Genomic DNA, 18032 nt, shown 5'->3' with positions numbered 1-18032 from the left:
ACCCGCCACCATCCAATCGTGGCGGGCGACCTGGAATGCCGCGGAGGAGCGCCCAAGGGCGCTCGCGCGGCGTTCGGTAAATGCTTAGACGCGACGCTTCTTGCGCGGGCGGCAGCCATTGTGCGGGATCGGCGTCACATCACGGATCGAGGTGATGGTGAAGCCGGCCGCCTGCAGGGCGCGCAGTGCCGATTCACGACCGGAGCCGGGTCCGCAGACCTCGACTTCGAGCATGCGCATGCCGTGTTCCTGGGCCTTCTTGGCAACATCCTCGGCAGCCATCTGGGCAGCGAACGGGGTCGACTTGCGCGAACCCTTGAAGCCCTGGGCACCGGCCGACGACCAGGCAATCGAATTGCCCTGTGCATCGGTGATGGTGATCATCGTGTTGTTGAAGGTCGAATTGACGTGGGCAACGCCCGACGAGATATTCTTGCGTTCGCGACGGCGAACACGAGCGGCTTCCTTGGCCATGATAGTCCTTTCAGTTGATCTCTACACCGCCGTAATGCCAGCGGCTCCACCTTCGTAAGGGAGTAGGGGAATAGGGCAGCAAGGGAGTAGGGAAAAATGCGACCCGACTGGCGGGCATTCCCTACTGCCTTACTCCCCTACTCCCTTATTCCCCTAAAAAAATTACTTCTTCTTGCCGGCGATCGACTTGGCCGGGCCCTTGCGGGTGCGCGCATTGGTATGCGTGCGCTGGCCGCGGACCGGCAGCGAGCGGCGGTGACGCAGGCCGCGGTAGCAGCCGAGGTCCATGAGCCGCTTGATGTTCATCGAGACTTCGCGGCGCAGGTCGCCTTCAACCTGGTAATCGCGGTCGATGGTCTCGCGGATCTGCAGCACTTCCGCGTCGGTCAGCTGGCTGACGCGGCGCTCGGCCGGGATGCCGACCTTGTCGACGATCTCCTGGGCGAACCGCTTGCCAATGCCGTGAATGTACTGAAGCGCAATGACAACGCGCTTGTTGGTCGGAATGTTGACGCCGGCTATACGAGCCATGTTCTTCCCTTCTCCATGTGGGCCGGCCAATCCTCAAAAACAAGGTAGGCTCGGCGCTGTCTTAAGTTGCCCCGCGTCCGGTGGAGGCCGGCCCATGCGGGAGTTTCCAGTTCAATGCGGCTGCCTTGCCCTTGCGGACAAGCAAAGCTCATGCCTGATAGGAAGACGGGCCGCCATACCGCAGCGAACCGCCTCCGTCAAGTGCAATCGTTAATTTCCCCGCACCGCGTCCTTGAGCACCGCTTCGATCTGTTCCGTCACGGCGTCGATATCGGCCATGCCGTCGACACTGCGGAGCTTGCCCTTGGCATAGTAGTAGCCAATCAGCGGCGACGTCTTCTTGTAGTATTCCCTCAAGCGCTCTTCGAACACGGTCGGATTGTCGTCCTTGCGAACGGGAAGGCCGGCGGCCTGCGCCTCGTCGGCGCGTTTGACGATCCGGCCAACCAGGGCCTTGTCGTCGACCACGAGTTCAATGACGGCGTCGAGCCCCTGGGAGCGATCCGACAGCATCTGCTCGACCGCATCCGCCTGCACCAGGGTCCGCGGATAGCCGTCGAGGATGAACCCCTTGGCGCAGTCGGGCTGATCGATACGCTCAGCGACGATCGCGTTGACGATCGCGTCGGACACCAGTTCACCGGCATCCATCACCGCCTTGGCGCGCTTGCCAACCTCGGTGCCTGCCTGGACGGCAGCACGCAGCATGTCGCCCGTCGAGAGCTGGGGTATGCCGTGTTTTTCTACCAGTCTTTGTGCTTGCGTCCCCTTGCCCGCTCCTGGCGGCCCAAGCAATATCAACCTCATCTGGCTTTCTTCCCCCCGCGCAGCTTCGACTTCTTGATCAGGCCTTCATACTGGTGCGCGATCAGGTGACCCTGAATCTGCGCAACCGTATCGAGCGTGACACTGACCACGATCAGAAGCGATGTGCCACCAAGGTAGAATGGTACGCCAGTCGCCGAGATCAGGAACTCCGGCAGCAGGCACACCAGCACCAGATAGATGGCGCCGACGACGGTGATGCGGGTGAGAACGTAATCGATATAATCGGCGGTGCGCTCGCCCGGACGATAGCCCGGGATGAAGCCCGAATGCTTCTTGAGCTGGTCGGCGGTGTCCTTCGGGTTGAAGACAATCGCGGTGTAGAAGAAGGCGAAGAACACGATCATCGCCGCATAAAACAGCATGTAGAGCGGCTGGCCGTGGCCGAGCGAGGCGAGCACGGTGCTTGCCCACGCCGGCAGGTTCGTCGTCTGCGAGAAGCCGGCGACGGTGGCCGGCAGCAAAAGCAGCGACGAGGCAAAGATCGGCGGAATGACGCCCGACGTGTTGAGCTTCAGCGGCAGGTGCGAGGTATCGCCCTGGAACATCCGGTTGCCGACCTGGCGCTTCGGATACTGGATCAGCAAACGGCGCTGGGCGCGCTCGAAGAACACGATGAGCGCAATGACGACGATAGCCAGCACGATGATCGCCAGGATCAGGCCGGTCGACAGCGCGCCGGTGCGGCCAAGCTCCAGCGTGCCGGAGATGGCGTGCGGCAGTCCGGCGACGATGCCGGAGAAGATGATCAGCGAAATACCGTTGCCGATGCCGCGGGCGGTGATCTGCTCGCCCAGCCACATCAGGAACATGGTGCCGCCGACCAGCGTGACGACGGTCGAGATGCGGAAGAACATGCCGGGGTCACTGACGATGCCGTTGCCGCCTTCCAGCCCGACAGAAATGCCATAGGCCTGGACCAGCGCAAGCAGCACGGTGCCGTAGCGCGTGTACTGGTTGATCACCTTGCGGCCCTGTTCGCCTTCCTTCTTCAGCGCTTCCAGTGACGGGATGACCGAGGTCATCAGCTGCATGATGATGGAGGCGGAGATGTAAGGCATGATGCCGAGCGCAAAGATCGCCATGCGCTGCACGGCGCCGCCGGCGAACATGTTGAACATGCCGAGCACGCCCTTGCTCTGCGAAGAGAAGGCCTGGGCGAAGGCGTCGGGATTGATACCGGGAAGCGGGATGTAGGTGCCGAGGCGATAAACCAGCAGCGCGCCGATCGTGAACCAGATGCGCTTCTTCAAATCCTCCGCCTTGGCGAAGGCCGAGAAATTCAGATTCGAGGCTAATTGTTCAGCAGCCGAAGCCATGCCTGATTCTCCGCTTGGTAACGCTTGATGGCCCTGAGGTCAGGCGGCGCGTTTCACCGAAGCTCACGAGATAAGCTCCGGGCTCTAAACATGCAAGCGGCCGCGTTGACGCGGCCGCCTCGTTGAGCAGATCAAAGCGAAATCGTGAGCAAAAACGGATCCCACTCCTGCCGATCGCGCTTCAAATTGCCGTTACTCGGCAGCTGCCTTTTCCTGCGGCAGCTTGACCGAACCGCCGGCCTTTTCGATCTTCTCGATCGCGGCCTTGGAGGCGCCGGCGACGTCAAACGCGAGCTTCGCCTTGATCTCGCCATCCGAGAGGATACGCACGCCGTCCTTGACGCGGCGGATGACGCCGGCGGCAACCAGCGATTCAGCCGTCACGGTTGCCTTGGCGTCGAGCTTCTTGGCGTCGATGGCCACCTGGATGCGGGCCAGCGACACGACGGTGAAGCTCTTGGCGAAGATGTTGTTGAAGCCACGCTTCGGCAGGCGCCGGTAGAGCGGCATCTGGCCACCCTCGAAGCCGTTGATGGCGACGCCGGAGCGCGCCTTCTGGCCCTTGACGCCGCGACCGCCGGTCTTGCCGGAGCCGGAGCCGATACCACGGCCGAGACGCTTCTTGGAGTGCGTCGCGCCGTCCTTGTCACGCAGATCGTTGAGTTTCATCTGACTTCTCCTGCGCTCTGGCTCAGCCCTCGTCCACGACGCGGACGAGATGCTGGACGGCAGCGATCATGCCGCGCACGGAGGGCGTATCTTCCAGCGTGCGCTGCTTGTGCATCTTGTTGAGGCCGAGGCCGACCAGCGTCGCGCGCTGTTCCTTCGGACGGCGGATCGGCGAACCGATCTGCTCAACGGTGATGGTCTTGGTTGCTTTCTTGGCCATGGTCAAAATCCCTGGTCAGATCGACTATTCTTCAGCCGCAACGGCGGTGCCGCGGCGGGCCTGAAGGGTCGAATACTTGATGCCGCGAGCAGCAGCCACATCCTTGGGATGCATCTGGCTCTTCAGCGCGTCGAAGGTGGCGCGAACCATGTTGTAGGGGTTCGACGAACCCATCGACTTGGCGACCACGTCATGCATGCCGAGCGTCTCGAAGACAGCGCGCATCGGGCCACCGGCGATGATGCCGGTACCTTGCTTGGCGGCGCGCAGCAGCACGCGTCCAGCACCCCAGCGTCCTTCGACGTCGTGATGCAGCGTACGGCCCGAGCGCAGCGGCACGAAAATCATGTCGCGCTTGGCCGATTCAGTTGCCTTGCGGATAGCTTCCGGCACTTCGCGCGCCTTGCCGTGACCAAAGCCGACGCGGCCCTTCTGGTCGCCGACGACGACGAGTGCTGCAAAACCGAAGCGACGGCCGCCCTTGACGACCTTGGCGACGCGGTTGATGTGGACGAGCTTGTCCACCATGCCGTCATCGCGTTCTTCACGATCGCGGCCGCGGCCGCCATCCCTACGTTCCTGTGCCATATCCTGTTCCTTGTTTTTTTCCGGAAGCACGGTTGCTGATAAGATCCGATGCCTCGCCCCGAATAAATCGGGAAACGGTCACCGGGGGCGAAATCATTTTCTTCGCATAATCTTTATCCGAAAAGTCTGCAACTTTTCGGGATCATGCTTAGAAGCTCAAGCCACCTTCGCGGGCAGCCTCGGCGAGCGCCTTGACGCGGCCGTGATAGATGTAGGCGCCGCGGTCGAAGACGACTTCCTTGACGCCGGCCTTGGTGGCGCGCTCGGCGATCAGCTTGCCGATCGCGGTGGCGGCAGCGGTGTCGGCGCCGGTCTTGAGCGAACCCTTGAAGTCCTTCTCGAGCGTCGAAGCGGCGGCGATGGTGTGGCCCTTGGCGTCGTCGATGACCTGCACATAGATGTTCTTCGACGTGCGGTGAACCGACAGACGCGGACGCTCGCCGGCGACCTTCTTGATCTGACGACGGACGCGCTGCGCGCGGCGCTGCGTGGATTCCTTGGTACCCATGATGGTCTTCCTTGCCTTCAAAAAACGGGGGCCGCCATATGCGGTAGGCGAAAGCGCCTCCCGCGACCGCTCCCCGCGGCGTTACACTCTTGGCTTGGCCCTTTCCGAAAAGTCTTCAACTTCTCGAGGCCAGGCCTACTACTTCTTCTTGCCTTCCTTGCGGACGATCTTCTCGCCGGCGTAGCGGACGCCCTTGCCCTTGTAAGGCTCGGGACCACGATACTCGCGGATCTCGGCCGCAACCTGGCCGACCTGCTGCTTGTCGATGCCGGCCACAGTGATTTCAGTCGGCTTCGGCACGGTGATGGTGATGCCCTGCGGCGTCTCATAGACGACGTCATGGCTGAAGCCAAGCGCCAGCTGCAGGTTCTTGCCCTGAAGTGCCGCGCGATAGCCGACGCCGGTGATCTCGAGCTTCTTCTCGAAACCGTCCTTGACACCCTGCAGGATGTTGACGATCTGCGTGCGCGACATGCCCCACTTGGAGCGGGCGGTCTTGGTCTGGTCGCGCGGCTGGACAGCGATCTCGCTGCCTTCCATCTTGACCAGCACTTCGTCGTTCACCACGAACTTCAGCTCACCCTTGGGGCCCTTCGCCGTCACGGTCTGGCCGTTGACGGTCGCGGTCACGCCCTGCGGCAGCGAAACGGGTTTCTTTCCAATACGAGACATTTTGTTGTCCTCGTCACTTCTCTTGTTTCAGGTCTCTGTCTTCGGGAACGATCCGAAGACCGGATTCCACTTTGCGGTCAACTGCCAGATCAGAAGATCTGGCAGAGGATCTCACCGCCGACGTTCTGTTCACGTGCTTCATGGTCGGCCATCACGCCCTTCGGTGTCGAAAGGATGGCGATGCCGAGGCCGTTTGCGACCTGCGGGATCGACTTGGCCGAAACATAGACGCGGCGGCCTGGCTTCGAAACGCGGGCGATTTCGCGCACGACCGGCGCGCCGTCGAAATACTTCAGCTCGATCTCGATTTCGGACTTGCCGTTGTCGAAGTCGGTCTGGCTGTAATCGCGGATATAGCCTTCAGCCTTCAGCACGTCGAGGACGCGGGTGCGCAGACGCGAAGCCGGCGTCGAAACGCTCGACTTCTTGCGGCCATACGCGTTGCGGATGCGGGTCAGCATATCGCCGAGAGGATCGCTCAATGACATGTTATGTCCTCCTTACCAGCTCGACTTGACCAGGCCCGGGATCTGGCCGTTATTGCCGAGATCACGAAGCGCGATGCGCGATACTTTGAGCTTGCGATAGTAGGCGCGCGGACGGCCGGTGACTTCGCAGCGGTTGCGGATGCGGATCTTGGCCGAGTTGCGCGGCATGGCGGCAAGCTTGAGCTGAGCGCGGAAACGCTCTTCCATCGGCTTGGACTGATCCATGATGATCGCCTTGAGCGCAGCCCGCTTGGGACCATACTGGTCGGCAAGCTTGCGGCGCCTGTTGTTCTTCTCGACTGAGCTGGTCTTTGCCATTTCAGATTTTTCCTTTTCTCGCTGCCGTTACTGGCGGAAGGGGAAGTTGAAGGCCTTGAGCAATGCCCTGGCTTCGTCGTCCGTCTTCGCAGTCGTACAAACGATGACGTCCATGCCCCAGATCTGATCAACCTTGTCGTAGTTGATCTCCGGGAACACGATGTGTTCCTTGATGCCCATGGCGTAGTTGCCACGGCCATCGAAGCTCTTCGGATTCAGTCCGCGAAAGTCGCGGACGCGCGGCAGTGCGATGTTCACGAGGCGGTCGAGGAACTCATACATGCGTTCCTTGCGCAACGTGACCTTGGCGCCGATCGGCATCTTCTCGCGGACCTTGAAGCCGGCGATCGAGTTGCGGGCGCGGGTGACGACGGCCTTCTGGCCGGCAATCATCGCCAGGTCTTCGGCCGCGATCGAAGGCTTCTTCGAATCGGCGGTCGCTTCGCCAACGCCCATGTTCAGCACGATCTTGTCGATGCGCGGAACCTGCATCTCGTTGTCGTAGCCGAACTGTTCCTGCAGCGCCTTGCGGATGGTCTCGTTGTAGACCTGCTTGAGGCGCGGCGTGTTCTGAGCCTTGGACTGTTTGCTTTCAGCCTTGGGCTTCGTGGTTTGAGCCTTAGCCATTGATGACTTCTCCCGAGCGCTTGGCGACGCGCACCTTCTTGCCGTCCTTCTGGAAGATGAAGCCAACGCGGGTCGGCTTGCCATCCTTGGGGTCGGCCAGCGCGATGTTCGACAGCTGGATCGGCGCTTCCTTGGTGATGATCCCGCCCTCTTGGGACTGGGACTGCTTCTGGTGACGGCGGATCATGTTGACGCCGCGCACCAGCGCGGTGTCTTCCTTCGGCTGTACCGAGAGGACTTCGCCCGAACGGCCCTTGTCCTTGCCGGCCAGCACGACGACCTTGTCGCCTTTTCTAATCTTTTGCATTGGTCCGGCTCCTTACAGCACTTCAGGCGCGAGCGAGATGATCTTCATGTGGTTCTTGGCGCGGAGTTCGCGCGGAACCGGTCCGAAGATACGCGTGCCGATCGGCTCTTTCTTGTTGTCGACGAGAACGGCCGCGTTCTTGTCGAAACGGATCACGCTGCCGTCCGGGCGGCGAATGTCCTTGGCCGTGCGAACCACGACCGCCTTCATCACATCGCCCTTCTTCACGCGGCCGCGCGGAATGGCTTCCTTGATCGACACCACGATGATGTCGCCCACGGAAGCGTATTTCCGCTTCGAGCCGCCCAGCACCTTGATGCACATGACACGACGGGCGCCGGAATTATCCGCGACGTCGAGGTTTGTTTGCATCTGAATCATGACTGGCCGCCTTCTTCTCTTCTAACGGGATGGGCTCAAAGCCCCTCCCCGGTCTGTCCAAAATTCGTTGTTTACGCCCGAGGTCAGGCTTGGTCCGAAGACACGACGATCCAGCGCTTGTCCTTGGAAATCGGCTTCGATTCCTGGATGAACACCTGATCGCCAACCTTGTGGGCGTTGTTCTCGTCGTGCGCCTTGTACTTCTTGGTCATGCGCACGGTCTTCTTCATCACGGGATGCGTGAAGCGCCGTTCGACCTTGACGACAACCGTCTTCTCGTTCTTGTCGCTGACGACGGTGCCCTGCAGAATGCGCTTTGGCATGGTTTTCGTCCTTAAGCCTTCTTAGCCGCGGACTTTTCCGCAGCGATGGTCTTGATACGCGCAATGTCCTTACGAACCTGTCTCACGCGCGCGGTCTTCTCGAGCTGGCCGGTGGCCTTCTGGAAGCGCAGGTTGAACTGCTCCTTCTTCAGGCTGGCCAGGTCGTCGGTCAGCTGGTCCTGGGTCTTGGTCCGGATGTCTTCGGCTTTCATGATCAGCCCGTCCTTATTCTGCGATGCGCTGCACGAAGCGCGTCTTGACCGAGAGCTTGGCCGCGCCGAGACGCAGTGCCTCACGGGCGGTTTCTTCATTGACGCCGTCGATCTCGAACATGATGCGGCCTGGCTTGACGCGCGCCGCCCAGTAATCGACCGCGCCCTTGCCCTTACCCATGCGGACTTCGGTCGGCTTCGAAGTGACCGGCACGTCCGGGAAAATACGGATCCAGACGCGACCAGCGCGCTTCATTTCACGGGTGATCGCGCGGCGGGCCGCCTCGATCTCACGTGCGGTGACGCGGTTCGGCTCAAGCGCCTTCAGCCCGAAACCACCGAAATCCAGGTTGGTGCCGCCCTTTGCGGTACCATGGATACGGCCCTTGAACTGCTTGCGGAACTTTGTGCGCTTTGGCTGCAGCATCGTTCTAACTCCAAATTCCTAAATGTCTCAGGCGTTTTCGCGACGACGACCGCGTTCGCGATCACCACCACCGCCATGCGCTGCATCGCTTTCGCTGGCCCGACGCTCCGAAGCCATCGGGTCATGCTCAAGGATCTCGCCCTTGAACACCCAGACCTTGACGCCGCAGATGCCATAAGCCGTGTGCGCTTCGGCCGTACCGTAGTCGACGTCCGCACGCAGCGTATGCAGCGGCACGCGGCCTTCGCGATACCATTCCATGCGCGCGATCTCGGCGCCGCCGAGGCGGCCGGCGCAGTTGATGCGGATGCCTTCGGCACCGAGGCGCATCGCCGACTGAACGGCACGCTTCATGGCGCGGCGGAACGCGATACGACGCTCGAGCTGCTGGGCGATCGACTGGGCGACCAGGGTCGCGTCGATCTCCGGCTTGCGCACTTCAACGATGTTGAGGTGCGTCTCGGACTTCGTCATCTCCATCAGCTTCTTGCGAAGCTTCTCGATGTCGGCGCCCTTCTTGCCGATGATCAGACCCGGGCGCGCGGCATGGATGGTGACGCGGCACTTCTTGTGCGGACGCTCGATCACGACCTTCGAGATGGCAGCCTGCTTGAGCTCCTTCTCGAGATACTTGCGGATCTTGATGTCCTCATGCAGCAGCTTGCCGTACTCGCCGGTGTTCGCGAACCAGCGCGAATCCCAGGTGCGGTTGATGCCGAGGCGAAGACCGATCGGATTGACTTTCTGGCCCATTATGCGGCCTCCCCTTTTTCTTCGACTTCACGAACGACGATCGTGAGGTGCGAGAACGGCTTCTCGATACGGCTGGCGCGACCGCGGCCACGGGCATGGAACCGCTTCATGACGATCGACTTGCCGACATAGGCTTCCGCCACGATCAGTGCATCGACATCCAGGTCGTGGTTGTTTTCCGCGTTGGCGATTGCCGATTCCAGCGTCTTCTTGACCGTGCCGGAAATCCGCTTGGCCGAGAATTCGAGATCGGAAAGCGCTGTCGCGACCTTCTTACCGCGGATCAGCGCGGCAACCAGGTTCAGCTTCTGCGGGCTGATACGGATCGTGCGCAATACGGCGCGCGCTTCGTTATCAGCAAGCCTGCGCGGAGCTTTGGCCTTGCCCATGATTATTTCCTCTTCGCCTTCTTATCCGCGCCGTGACCGTAATAGGTCCGGGTCGGAGCGAATTCACCGAACTTGTGACCGACCATGTCCTCGTTCACCGAGACGGGAACATGCTTCTGGCCGTTGTAGACACCGAAGGTGAAGCCGACGAACTGCGGCAGGATGGTGGAGCGACGGCTCCACATCTTGATCACCTCATTGCGACCACCTTCACGAACCTTGTCCACCTTCTTGAGAAGGTAGCCGTCAATGAAGGGGCCTTTCCAAATCGAACGAGTCACTTGGCGTTACCTCTTCTTAGCTCTTGCGCTGATGGCGCGAGCGCAGGATGAACTTGTCGGTCGCCTTGTTGGACCGCGTCTTCTTGCCCTTGGTCGGCTTGCCCCAGGGCGAAACCGGATGGCGGCCACCCGATGTGCGGCCTTCGCCGCCGCCGTGCGGATGGTCGACCGGGTTCATGGTCACGCCGCGATTGTGCGGGCGCTTGCCACGCCAGACCGTGCGACCGGCCTTGCCGTCATTGATGTTGCCGTGGTCCGGATTGGACACGGCGCCAACAGTGGCCATGCAGGAGCCGTGAACGACACGCTGCTCGCCCGAATTGAGGCGCAGGATCGCCATGCCCTGGTCACGACCGACCAGCTGACCGTAACCACCTGCCGAACGGGCGACCTGAGCGCCCTTGCCCGGCTTCAGCTCGATGTTGTGGACGATGGTGCCGACCGGCATCGAAGCCAGCGGCATCGCATTGCCCGGCTTCACGTCGACCGATTCACCGGACACGATCTTGTCGCCGGGAGCCAGACGCTGCGGAGCGATGATGTAGGACAGCTCGCCATCGTCATACTTGATCAGCGCGATGAAGGCGGTGCGGTTCGGATCGTACTCAATGCGCTCGACCGTGCCGACGACGTCGAACTTGCGGCGCTTGAAGTCGATGATGCGGTACGAACGCTTGTGACCACCGCCGATGAAGCGGGCGGTGATGCGACCGTGATTGTTGCGGCCGCCCGACTTGGTCAGGCCTTCGGTCAGACCCTTGACGGGCTTGCCCTTGTAGAGGCCCGAGCGGTCGACGATGACCAGCTGACGGGTGCTGGGCGTTACCGGGTTGAATTTTTTCAGTGCCATTGTTCTGTCCTCGCGGCCTTGCTCAGAGACCCGTCGCGACGTCGATCGACTGGCCATCGGCCAGCGTCACAACCGCCTTCTTGACGTCGCTCTGGCGGCCAACCGTGCCACGGAAGCGCTTGATCTTGCCCTTGCGGACAAGCGTGTTCACGGCCATCACCTTGACGCCGAACAGCGCTTCGACGGCGGCCTTGATTTCCGGCTTCGACGCCTTCTTGGCGACGTTGAAGACGACCTTGTTCTGCTCGGAGGCCATGGTCGACTTTTCGGTGATCGCCGGCGAGACGATCACGTCGTAATGACGAAGGTCGGTCATTTAAAACGCTCCTCGAGAGCCTCGACGGCGGCCTTCGAAAGGACCAGCGTGCCGCGGCGCAGAATGTCGTAGACGTTGATGCCCTGGATGGGCAGCACGTCGATGTTGGGGATGTTCGTCGCCGCCAGCTTGAAGTTCTTGTCAAGCTCGGCGCCGCCGATCAGCAAAGCATTGGTCAGGCCCAGCGTCGCGAAATTCGCGATCAGCGCCTTCGTCTTGGCCTCGGTCAGCTTCAGCTCGTCGATGATGATGATCGACGCGCTCTTGGCCTTGGCCGAGAGAGCATGCTTGAGGCCGAGAGCGCGAACCTTCTTCGGCAGTTCGTGCTCGTGGCTGCGAACGACCGGGCCGTGGGCCTTGCCGCCGCCGCGGAACTGCGGAGCGCGTGCCGAATGGTGACGGGCGCGGCCCGTACCCTTCTGCTTGTACATCTTGGCGCCGGTGCGCGCGATCTCGGCGCGACCCTTGGTCTTGTGCGTGCCCTGCTGCTTCTTGGCAAGCTGCCAGCGCACGACGCGCTGCAGGATGTCTTCGCGCGGATCAAGGCCGAAAATCTCGTCGGAGAGTTCCACCTTGCCGGCGTCCTTGCCGCCCAGCGTTGTGATCTTGAGATCCATTATTCCGCTCCCTCTGTGGCCGGAGCCTCGTTCTTGGCGCCACTTTCGGCAGCAACGGCGCGGATCGCGGCAGGCTTCGGCGCATTGGCCGGCAGTGCCACCTTGGCCGCATCGCGGACCAGGATCCAGGCGCCCTTCGATCCGGGAACCGCACCGCGGATCAGGATCAGGCCGCGGTCGGCGTCGGTCGATACGATCTCGACATTCTGCGTGGTGACGCGGGTGTCGCCCATGTGGCCAGCCATATGCTTGCCCTTGAACACTTTGCCCGGGTCCTGGCGCTGGCCGGTCGAACCGTGCGTACGGTGCGAAACCGAGTTACCGTGCGTTGCACGGCCACCGCCCATGTGGTGGCGCTTGATGACGCCCTGAAAGCCCTTGCCGATCGTCGTGCCCGTCACATCGACCTTCTGGCCGGCGACGAAGTGCTCGACGGTGATCTCGGCGCCGACATCGATCATGTTGTCGGCGGAGACGCGGAACTCGGCGACCTTCGCCTTCGGCTCGACGGAAGCGGTCGCGAAATGGCCGCGCATCGCCTTCGACGTATTCTTCACCTTGGCAAGGCCAACGCCGAGCTGAACGGCGGTGTAGCCATTCTTCTCTTGCGTGCGCTGGGCCACGACCTGGCAGTTCTCCATCAGGAGAACGGTGACGGGAACATGTTCCCCGGCATCGTTATAGATGCGGGTCATTCCCACCTTCTTTGCAATCACACCTGAACGCATCGGTTCAATTCCTTTAGAGTTCCGGGCCAGGGGCACCGCCCCTTACCGCGCTCTCATTCCCTTAGAGCTTGATCTCGACGTCGACGCCGGCGGCCAGATCGAGCTTCATCAAAGCATCGACCGTCTGCGGGGTCGGATCGACGATGTCGAGCAGACGCTTGTGCGTGCGCATCTCGAACTGCTCGCGGCTCTTCTTGTCGACGTGAGGCGACCGGTTGACCGTGAACTTTTCGATCCGCGTCGGCAGCGGAATGGGGCCGCGGACGTTTGCACCGGTACGCTTGGCCGTCGACACGATTTCCTTCGTCGAGGCGTCGAGCACGCGGTGGTCAAACGCCTTAAGGCGGATGCGGATATTCTGTCCGTTCATGCGTCACTTCCTTGTTCTGGCGCGGCGCGGGCAACTCCCGCGCCCGCGACAGATCGGTTTAAGTCCAAATTACTCTTTGATGGTGACGACGATGCCGGCACCGACGGTGCGGCCGCCTTCACGGATAGCGAAGCGCAGCTTCTCTTCCATGGCGATCGGCACGATCAGTTCGACATCGACCGTGATGTTGTCGCCCGGCATCACCATCTCGGTGCCTTCCGGCAGCGACACGATGCCGGTCACGTCGGTCGTGCGGAAGTAGAACTGCGGACGGTAGTTGGTGAAGAACGGCGTGTGACGGCCACCTTCGTCCTTGGTCAGGATGTAGGCTTCGGCCACGAACTTCTTGTGCGGCTTCACCGTGCCCGGCTTGGCCAGAACCTGGCCGCGCTCGACACCTTCACGGTCAACGCCGCGCAGCAGCGCGCCGATGTTGTCGCCAGCCTGGCCCTGATCGAGCAGCTTGCGGAACATTTCCACGCCCGTGCAGGTCGTCTTGGTCGTCGGACGGATGCCGATGATTTCCAGCTCCTCGCCGACCTTGACCACGCCGCGCTCGACGCGGCCGGTCACGACCGTGCCGCGGCCCGAGATCGAGAACACGTCCTCGATCGGCATCAGGAACGGCTTGTCGAGCGGACGGACCGGCGTCGGGATGTAGGCATCGACCGCAGCCATCAGCTCGCGGATCGCGTCTTCACCGATCTTCTTGTCCGAGTCTTCGAGAGCAGCCAGAGCCGAACCCTTGACGATCGGAATGTCGTCGCCGGGGAATTCGTTCTTGGTCAGAAGCTCGCGAACCTCGAGCTCGACCAGTTCGAGCAGCTCGGCGTCGTCGACCTGGTCGACCTTGTTCAGGAACACCACGATCGACGGTACGCCGACCTGACGGGCCAGCAGGATGTGCTCGCGGGTCTGCGGCATCGGGCCGTCGGCGGCCGACACGACCAGGATCGCGCCGTCCATCTGCGCGGCGCCGGTGATCATGTTCTTCACATAGTCGGCGTGGCCGGGGCAGTCGACGTGAGCGTAGTGGCGGTTGGCCGTCTCGTATTCGACGTGAGCCGTCGAGATCGTGATGCCGCGCGCCTTCTCTTCAGGGGCAGCGTCGATCTGGTCGTAGCGCTTGTATTCGCCAAAATACTTGGTGATCGCCGCCGTCAGCGACGTCTTGCCATGGTCGACGTGGCCAATCGTGCCGATGTTCACGTGAGGCTTGTTACGCTCGAATTTACCTTTGGCCATAATCGTTCTCCGTCTATTCTACCCGCTTGGGGGAAATTGTTATTCGCTCTTCAGATCCGGCACCGCGCAAGAGACGCGACGTCCATGGCTAAGGAACCCTTACGCGTATTTCTTCTGGACTTCCTGGGCCACTGCGGTCGGAACCGGCTCGTAGTGATCGAACTGCATCGTGTAGGCCGCACGGCCCTGGCTCATCGAGCGCAGGTTGTCGACATACTTGAACATGTTGGCGAGCGGCACCATCGCGTTGATGACAACGGCGACGCCACGCGCTTCCTGACCCTGGATCTGGCCACGACGACCGTTCAGATCGCCGATGACGCTGCCGACGTAGTCTTCCGGCGTCACGACTTCGACCTTCATGATCGGCTCGAGCAGCTGCACGCCAAGCTTGGGTGCTGCTTCACGGAAGCAGGCGCGGCCGGCGATTTCGAAGGCCAGAACGCTGGAGTCGACATCGTGGTAAGCGCCGTCGATGAGGGTCGCCTTGACGCCGATCATCGGGAAGCCCGCGAACGGACCCGAGGTCATGACGCTGTTGATGCCCTTTTCGACACCAGGGATGTATTCCTTCGGCACGGCGCCGCCGACGATCTTGGTATCGAACTCGAACTCGCTGCTATCGGGGTTCGGCTCGAACAGGATCTTGACGCGAGCGAACTGACCGGTACCGCCGGTCTGCTTCTTGTGCGTGTAGTCCTGCTCGTGCTTGCGGGTGATCGTCTCGCGATAGGCCACCTGTGGTGCGCCGACATTGGCCTCGACCTTGAACTCGCGACGCATGCGGTCGACGATGATGTCGAGGTGGAGTTCGCCCATGCCGGAAATGATGGTCTGGCCGCTTTCCTCGTCGGTCTTGACGCGGAAGGACGGATCCTCGGCGGCCAGGCGGTGAAGGGCGAGGCCCATCTTTTCCTGGTCGTTCTTGGTCTTCGGCTCGATGGCGATCTGGATGACCGGATCGGGGAATTCCATGCGCTCGAGAATGACCGGATGCAGCGGATCGCTCAGCGTGTCGCCGGTGGTCGTATCCTTGAGACCGGCAAGAGCAACGATGTCGCCGGCAAAAGCCTCTTCGACGTCGGCGCGCGAGTTCGCATGCATCTGCAGCATGCGGCCGATGCGCTCTTTCTTGCCCTTCACGGTGTTGTCGACCGAGATGCCCTTGGTGAGCCTGCCCGAATAGATGCGCGCAAAGGTCAGCGAACCGACGAACGGGTCGTTCATGATCTTGAAGGCGAGCATCGACAGCGGCTCGTTGTCGTCGGCATGACGCTCGATCTCGGCGTCGGTCTTGGCATCGACGCCCTTGATGGCGGGAACATCGGCCGGCGAAGGCAGATATTCGACGACGGCGTCGAGCAGCGGCTGCACGCCCTTGTTCTTGAAGGCCGAGCCACAGAACATCGGGTAGAACTTGACCGCGATGGTGCCCTTGCGGATCAGCGCGCGAATCTCGTCATTCGACGGCATCTTGCCTTCGAGGTAATTCTCAAGCGCCGTCTCGTCCATTTCGACGGCAGCCTCGATCATCTTCTCGCGGTATTCTTCGGCACGAGCCTTGAGGTCGTCCGGGATCTCGACGATATCCCAGGCAGCGCCCAGCGTCTCGTCGCGCCAGACCAGCGCGTTCATCTCGACGAGGTCGACAACGCCCTTGAACTCGGTCTCGGCACCAATCGGCAGCTGCATGACAACAGCATGCGCACCGAGGCGCGAGCCGATCATCTCGACCGAGCGATAGAAGTCGGCGCCGATCTTGTCCATCTTGTTGCAGAAGATCATGCGCGGAACGCGATATTTGTCGGCCTGGCGCCAGACAGTCTCGGTCTGCGGCTCAACACCGGCATTGGCATCGAGCAGCGCGATGGCGCCGTCGAGCACGCGCAGCGAACGCTCGACCTCGATGGTGAAGTCGACGTGGCCGGGGGTGTCGATGATGTTGAAGCGGTGCATCTTGCCGTCACGAGCCTTCCAGAAGGTCGTGGTCGCGGCGGACGTGATGGTGATGCCGCGCTCCTGCTCCTGCTCCATCCAATCCATGGTGGCAGCGCCGTCGTGGACTTCGCCGATCTTGTGCGACTTGCCCGTGTAGTAGAGGACGCGCTCGGTGGTCGTCGTCTTGCCGGCGTCAATATGCGCCATGATACCGAAATTGCGGTAGTCTTCGATTTTGTATTCGCGGGCCATCGTAGCTGCCTCTCAGTCTCGTTCGCGCTTTACCAGCGGTAGTGCGCGAAAGCGCGGTTGGCTTCAGCCATCTTGTGGGTGTCTTCACGCTTCTTGACAGCGGTGCCGCGGTTGTTGGCCGCGTCCATCAGCTCGCCGGAGAGGCGGTCGACCATCGTGGTCTCGTTGCGGTTGCGGGCCGCAGCAATCAGCCAGCGAATGGCCAATGCCTGGCGGCGCTCGGGGCGCACGTCGACCGGAACCTGGTAGGTGGCGCCGCCGACACGACGCGAACGCACTTCCACATGCGGCGCGACATTGTCCAGCGCCTGATGGAAGACGGTGACCGGCTCCTGCTTGGTCTTCGACTGAACCTGGTCGAGCGCGCCGTAGACGATGGTCTCGGCGACCGACTTCTTACCGTCATACATGACGGCGTTCATGAACTTGGTGACGATCAGATCGCCGAACTTCGGGTCCGGATTGATCTCACGCTTTTCTGCACTGTGACGACGCGACATGGCTTTTGTCTCTCAATCTCATAGCCCGACGCACTCAAGGAGCGCCAAGGCCGGAAAATCTTATTTCGGACGCCCCTTACTTCGGGCGCTTGGCGCCGTACTTCGAACGGCGCTGCTTGCGGTTCTTCACACCCTGCGTGTCGAGCACGCCGCGGATGATGTGGTAGCGAACGCCCGGAAGATCCTTGACGCGGCCGCCGCGGATCATCACCACGGAGTGCTCCTGAAGGTTGTGGCCTTCGCCGGGGATGTACCCGATCACTTCAAAACCATTGGTCAGGCGGATCTTGGCCACCTTGCGCAGCGCCGAGTTCGGCTTCTTCGGCGTCGTTGTATAGACGCGCGTGCAGACGCCCCGCTTCTGCGGGTTCTGCTGCATGGCCGGGACCTTGTTGCGCTTCACCGGCGCAATGCGCGGCTTGCGGATCAGCTGGTTGACGGTAGGCATTAAACCCTCTTGTCTCTCAATTCCGTGTCTCGCCCGGTCAGGGCCGCTCAAAGCGTCATTTCCATACGCAAATTCGGGCCATAAACCGCGCCTCGCGGTCTTGCCCGAACAAAAGGCAGAGGAAGCGGAAGCCGCTTCGTGCACGCCGGAAATGTCTTTTCGCTCGTAAAACGAACCCTGTTTGAGGCAAACTCCAAAGCGTGTCGCTTCGGAAGGGAGAGCCTCACATCGGTTCTGACTGGGCGGCTTCTACCCGTAAGACCGCGGACCGTCAAGCCCGGAGCACCAAATATTGCGCGCCGACCAAGGCTTGGCAGCCATGCGAAAACCGCATGTAATTTTCTTTCGCATTTTTGCAAGAGCGAGGAAGAAAGTGACAAGCCTTCAGGCAAAGTGAATGGGTTTGCGCTGTTGCGCGGCCTTGCTTCATGCGAAAAGGCCGCATGAGCAGTCAAA

The 18032-nt window shown here is 61.5% G+C and carries 29 protein-coding genes; all 29 read right to left on the bottom strand.

Annotated features, from left to right (window positions below):
* Positions 1-84: 84 nt before the first annotated feature.
* The 29 genes from rpsK to rpsL all read right to left on the bottom strand — a co-directional run bounded on the left by rpsK (position 85) and on the right by rpsL (position 17576).
* Positions 85-474, bottom strand: a complete 390-nt coding sequence (rpsK, locus tag LB559_RS12615; RefSeq protein ID WP_006205444.1) for a 30S ribosomal protein S11 — start codon at positions 472-474, stop codon at positions 85-87.
* 162 nt (positions 475-636) lie between these two features.
* Complete coding sequence (gene rpsM, locus LB559_RS12610) at positions 637-1005, bottom strand: 30S ribosomal protein S13 (protein WP_224674177.1); 369 nt, start codon at positions 1003-1005, stop codon at positions 637-639.
* A 210-nt stretch (positions 1006-1215) separates the two neighbouring features.
* Positions 1216-1812 (bottom strand): adenylate kinase, encoded by a 597-nt coding sequence (locus LB559_RS12605; RefSeq protein ID WP_013531436.1) that lies wholly within the window; start codon positions 1810-1812, stop codon positions 1216-1218.
* Positions 1809-3149 (bottom strand): preprotein translocase subunit SecY, encoded by a 1341-nt coding sequence (gene secY / locus LB559_RS12600; RefSeq protein ID WP_013531435.1) that lies wholly within the window; start codon positions 3147-3149, stop codon positions 1809-1811. The genes LB559_RS12605 and secY overlap by 4 nt, the downstream gene beginning before the upstream one ends.
* Positions 3150-3341: 192 nt before the next feature.
* Positions 3342-3818: a 50S ribosomal protein L15 gene (gene rplO, locus LB559_RS12595; protein ID WP_013531434.1), complete on the bottom strand. Its 477-nt coding sequence runs from the start codon at positions 3816-3818 to the stop codon at positions 3342-3344.
* A 22-nt stretch (positions 3819-3840) separates the two neighbouring features.
* A complete protein-coding gene (gene rpmD, locus LB559_RS12590; protein WP_006205449.1) occupies positions 3841-4038 on the bottom strand; it encodes a 50S ribosomal protein L30 in 198 nt (65 codons plus the stop codon).
* 24 nt (positions 4039-4062) lie between these two features.
* Positions 4063-4626, bottom strand: a complete 564-nt coding sequence (gene rpsE / locus LB559_RS12585) for a 30S ribosomal protein S5 (RefSeq protein WP_006333394.1) — start codon at positions 4624-4626, stop codon at positions 4063-4065.
* A 148-nt stretch (positions 4627-4774) separates the two neighbouring features.
* Positions 4775-5134, bottom strand: a complete 360-nt coding sequence (rplR, locus tag LB559_RS12580; RefSeq protein ID WP_013531433.1) for a 50S ribosomal protein L18 — start codon at positions 5132-5134, stop codon at positions 4775-4777.
* A 138-nt stretch (positions 5135-5272) separates the two neighbouring features.
* A complete protein-coding gene (gene rplF / locus LB559_RS12575; RefSeq protein ID WP_013531432.1) occupies positions 5273-5806 on the bottom strand; it encodes a 50S ribosomal protein L6 in 534 nt (177 codons plus the stop codon).
* A gap of 89 nt (positions 5807-5895) precedes the next feature.
* Positions 5896-6294, bottom strand: a complete 399-nt coding sequence (rpsH, locus tag LB559_RS12570; protein ID WP_013531431.1) for a 30S ribosomal protein S8 — start codon at positions 6292-6294, stop codon at positions 5896-5898.
* A 12-nt stretch (positions 6295-6306) separates the two neighbouring features.
* Complete coding sequence (rpsN, locus tag LB559_RS12565; RefSeq protein ID WP_013895695.1) at positions 6307-6612, bottom strand: 30S ribosomal protein S14; 306 nt, start codon at positions 6610-6612, stop codon at positions 6307-6309.
* 27 nt (positions 6613-6639) lie between these two features.
* Positions 6640-7239, bottom strand: a complete 600-nt coding sequence (gene rplE, locus LB559_RS12560; RefSeq protein ID WP_013531429.1) for a 50S ribosomal protein L5 — start codon at positions 7237-7239, stop codon at positions 6640-6642.
* On the bottom strand, positions 7232-7546 hold the full coding sequence (gene rplX, locus LB559_RS12555; RefSeq protein ID WP_013531428.1) for a 50S ribosomal protein L24: 315 nt from the start codon (positions 7544-7546) through the stop codon (positions 7232-7234). The genes rplE and rplX overlap by 8 nt, the downstream gene beginning before the upstream one ends.
* A 12-nt stretch (positions 7547-7558) precedes the next feature.
* Entirely contained in the window at positions 7559-7927 is a 369-nt protein-coding gene (gene rplN / locus LB559_RS12550; protein ID WP_006205457.1) for a 50S ribosomal protein L14, read from the bottom strand.
* 83 nt (positions 7928-8010) lie between these two features.
* Positions 8011-8250 (bottom strand): 30S ribosomal protein S17, encoded by a 240-nt coding sequence (gene rpsQ / locus LB559_RS12545; protein WP_010909280.1) that lies wholly within the window; start codon positions 8248-8250, stop codon positions 8011-8013.
* 11 nt (positions 8251-8261) lie between these two features.
* Positions 8262-8462: a 50S ribosomal protein L29 gene (gene rpmC / locus LB559_RS12540; RefSeq protein ID WP_006205459.1), complete on the bottom strand. Its 201-nt coding sequence runs from the start codon at positions 8460-8462 to the stop codon at positions 8262-8264.
* A 13-nt stretch (positions 8463-8475) separates the two neighbouring features.
* On the bottom strand, positions 8476-8889 hold the full coding sequence (rplP, locus tag LB559_RS12535; protein ID WP_013531427.1) for a 50S ribosomal protein L16: 414 nt from the start codon (positions 8887-8889) through the stop codon (positions 8476-8478).
* Positions 8890-8916: 27 nt separating this feature from the next.
* Entirely contained in the window at positions 8917-9642 is a 726-nt protein-coding gene (gene rpsC / locus LB559_RS12530; RefSeq protein WP_013531426.1) for a 30S ribosomal protein S3, read from the bottom strand.
* Complete coding sequence (gene rplV / locus LB559_RS12525) at positions 9642-10031, bottom strand: 50S ribosomal protein L22 (protein ID WP_006205462.1); 390 nt, start codon at positions 10029-10031, stop codon at positions 9642-9644. The genes rpsC and rplV overlap by 1 nt, the downstream gene beginning before the upstream one ends.
* Positions 10032-10033: 2 nt before the next feature.
* Positions 10034-10312 carry a 30S ribosomal protein S19 gene (gene rpsS / locus LB559_RS12520; RefSeq protein WP_006205463.1) on the bottom strand — a complete coding sequence of 93 codons (279 nt, stop codon included), beginning with the start codon at positions 10310-10312 and terminating at the stop codon, positions 10034-10036.
* 16 nt (positions 10313-10328) lie between these two features.
* Positions 10329-11162, bottom strand: a complete 834-nt coding sequence (rplB, locus tag LB559_RS12515) for a 50S ribosomal protein L2 (RefSeq protein WP_024505067.1) — start codon at positions 11160-11162, stop codon at positions 10329-10331.
* A gap of 22 nt (positions 11163-11184) precedes the next feature.
* Entirely contained in the window at positions 11185-11478 is a 294-nt protein-coding gene (locus LB559_RS12510) for a 50S ribosomal protein L23 (RefSeq protein ID WP_013531424.1), read from the bottom strand.
* Positions 11475-12095, bottom strand: a complete 621-nt coding sequence (gene rplD / locus LB559_RS12505) for a 50S ribosomal protein L4 (protein WP_013531423.1) — start codon at positions 12093-12095, stop codon at positions 11475-11477. Before rplD ends, LB559_RS12510 begins: the two co-directional genes overlap by 4 nt.
* A complete protein-coding gene (gene rplC, locus LB559_RS12500) occupies positions 12095-12823 on the bottom strand; it encodes a 50S ribosomal protein L3 (RefSeq protein ID WP_013531422.1) in 729 nt (242 codons plus the stop codon). The genes rplD and rplC overlap by 1 nt, the downstream gene beginning before the upstream one ends.
* Before the next feature lie 61 nt (positions 12824-12884).
* Complete coding sequence (gene rpsJ, locus LB559_RS12495; protein WP_010909272.1) at positions 12885-13193, bottom strand: 30S ribosomal protein S10; 309 nt, start codon at positions 13191-13193, stop codon at positions 12885-12887.
* Positions 13194-13262: 69 nt separating this feature from the next.
* Complete coding sequence (gene tuf, locus LB559_RS12490; RefSeq protein WP_013531404.1) at positions 13263-14438, bottom strand: elongation factor Tu; 1176 nt, start codon at positions 14436-14438, stop codon at positions 13263-13265.
* Positions 14439-14537: 99 nt separating this feature from the next.
* On the bottom strand, positions 14538-16628 hold the full coding sequence (fusA, locus tag LB559_RS12485) for an elongation factor G (protein ID WP_013531421.1): 2091 nt from the start codon (positions 16626-16628) through the stop codon (positions 14538-14540).
* Positions 16629-16657: 29 nt separating this feature from the next.
* The gene (gene rpsG / locus LB559_RS12480) at positions 16658-17128 is read right to left on the bottom strand and encodes a 30S ribosomal protein S7 (protein ID WP_008875664.1); all 471 of its coding nucleotides are present in this window, start codon (positions 17126-17128) and stop codon (positions 16658-16660) included.
* Positions 17129-17204: 76 nt separating this feature from the next.
* Positions 17205-17576 (bottom strand): 30S ribosomal protein S12, encoded by a 372-nt coding sequence (rpsL, locus tag LB559_RS12475; protein ID WP_006333356.1) that lies wholly within the window; start codon positions 17574-17576, stop codon positions 17205-17207.
* Positions 17577-18032 lie beyond the last annotated feature (456 nt).

Source organism: Mesorhizobium sp. BR1-1-3 (genome assembly GCF_020165455.1).
Taxonomy (GTDB): Bacteria; Pseudomonadota; Alphaproteobacteria; order Rhizobiales; family Rhizobiaceae; genus Mesorhizobium; species Mesorhizobium ciceri.
This window is presented reverse-complemented; position numbering and strand designations above follow the sequence as displayed.

Excerpts from the sequence above, each read along its gene's own strand:
- rpsK (WP_006205444.1), bottom strand. The coding sequence starts at position 474 with ATGGCCAAGGAAGCCGCTCGTGTTCGCCGTCGCGAACGCAAGAATATC.
- rpsM (WP_224674177.1), bottom strand. The coding sequence starts at position 1,005 with ATGGCTCGTATAGCCGGCGTCAACATTCCGACCAACAAGCGCGTTGTC.
- LB559_RS12605 (WP_013531436.1), bottom strand. The coding sequence starts at position 1,812 with ATGAGGTTGATATTGCTTGGGCCGCCAGGAGCGGGCAAGGGGACGCAA.
- secY (WP_013531435.1), bottom strand. The coding sequence starts at position 3,149 with ATGGCTTCGGCTGCTGAACAATTAGCCTCGAATCTGAATTTCTCGGCC.
- rplO (WP_013531434.1), bottom strand. The coding sequence starts at position 3,818 with ATGAAACTCAACGATCTGCGTGACAAGGACGGCGCGACGCACTCCAAG.
- rpmD (WP_006205449.1), bottom strand. The coding sequence starts at position 4,038 with ATGGCCAAGAAAGCAACCAAGACCATCACCGTTGAGCAGATCGGTTCG.
- rpsE (WP_006333394.1), bottom strand. The coding sequence starts at position 4,626 with ATGGCACAGGAACGTAGGGATGGCGGCCGCGGCCGCGATCGTGAAGAA.
- rplR (WP_013531433.1), bottom strand. The coding sequence starts at position 5,134 with ATGGGTACCAAGGAATCCACGCAGCGCCGCGCGCAGCGCGTCCGTCGT.
- rplF (WP_013531432.1), bottom strand. The coding sequence starts at position 5,806 with ATGTCTCGTATTGGAAAGAAACCCGTTTCGCTGCCGCAGGGCGTGACC.
- rpsH (WP_013531431.1), bottom strand. The coding sequence starts at position 6,294 with ATGTCATTGAGCGATCCTCTCGGCGATATGCTGACCCGCATCCGCAAC.
- rpsN (WP_013895695.1), bottom strand. The coding sequence starts at position 6,612 with ATGGCAAAGACCAGCTCAGTCGAGAAGAACAACAGGCGCCGCAAGCTT.
- rplE (WP_013531429.1), bottom strand. The coding sequence starts at position 7,239 with ATGGCTAAGGCTCAAACCACGAAGCCCAAGGCTGAAAGCAAACAGTCC.
- rplX (WP_013531428.1), bottom strand. The coding sequence starts at position 7,546 with ATGCAAAAGATTAGAAAAGGCGACAAGGTCGTCGTGCTGGCCGGCAAG.
- rplN (WP_006205457.1), bottom strand. The coding sequence starts at position 7,927 with ATGATTCAGATGCAAACAAACCTCGACGTCGCGGATAATTCCGGCGCC.
- rpsQ (WP_010909280.1), bottom strand. The coding sequence starts at position 8,250 with ATGCCAAAGCGCATTCTGCAGGGCACCGTCGTCAGCGACAAGAACGAG.
- rpmC (WP_006205459.1), bottom strand. The coding sequence starts at position 8,462 with ATGAAAGCCGAAGACATCCGGACCAAGACCCAGGACCAGCTGACCGAC.
- rplP (WP_013531427.1), bottom strand. The coding sequence starts at position 8,889 with ATGCTGCAGCCAAAGCGCACAAAGTTCCGCAAGCAGTTCAAGGGCCGT.
- rpsC (WP_013531426.1), bottom strand. The coding sequence starts at position 9,642 with ATGGGCCAGAAAGTCAATCCGATCGGTCTTCGCCTCGGCATCAACCGC.
- rplV (WP_006205462.1), bottom strand. The coding sequence starts at position 10,031 with ATGGGCAAGGCCAAAGCTCCGCGCAGGCTTGCTGATAACGAAGCGCGC.
- rplB (WP_024505067.1), bottom strand. The coding sequence starts at position 11,162 with ATGGCACTGAAAAAATTCAACCCGGTAACGCCCAGCACCCGTCAGCTG.
- LB559_RS12510 (WP_013531424.1), bottom strand. The coding sequence starts at position 11,478 with ATGACCGACCTTCGTCATTACGACGTGATCGTCTCGCCGGCGATCACC.
- rplD (WP_013531423.1), bottom strand. The coding sequence starts at position 12,095 with ATGGATCTCAAGATCACAACGCTGGGCGGCAAGGACGCCGGCAAGGTG.
- rplC (WP_013531422.1), bottom strand. The coding sequence starts at position 12,823 with ATGCGTTCAGGTGTGATTGCAAAGAAGGTGGGAATGACCCGCATCTAT.
- rpsJ (WP_010909272.1), bottom strand. The coding sequence starts at position 13,193 with ATGAACGGACAGAATATCCGCATCCGCCTTAAGGCGTTTGACCACCGC.
- tuf (WP_013531404.1), bottom strand. The coding sequence starts at position 14,438 with ATGGCCAAAGGTAAATTCGAGCGTAACAAGCCTCACGTGAACATCGGC.
- fusA (WP_013531421.1), bottom strand. The coding sequence starts at position 16,628 with ATGGCCCGCGAATACAAAATCGAAGACTACCGCAATTTCGGTATCATG.
- rpsG (WP_008875664.1), bottom strand. The coding sequence starts at position 17,128 with ATGTCGCGTCGTCACAGTGCAGAAAAGCGTGAGATCAATCCGGACCCG.
- rpsL (WP_006333356.1), bottom strand. The coding sequence starts at position 17,576 with ATGCCTACCGTCAACCAGCTGATCCGCAAGCCGCGCATTGCGCCGGTG.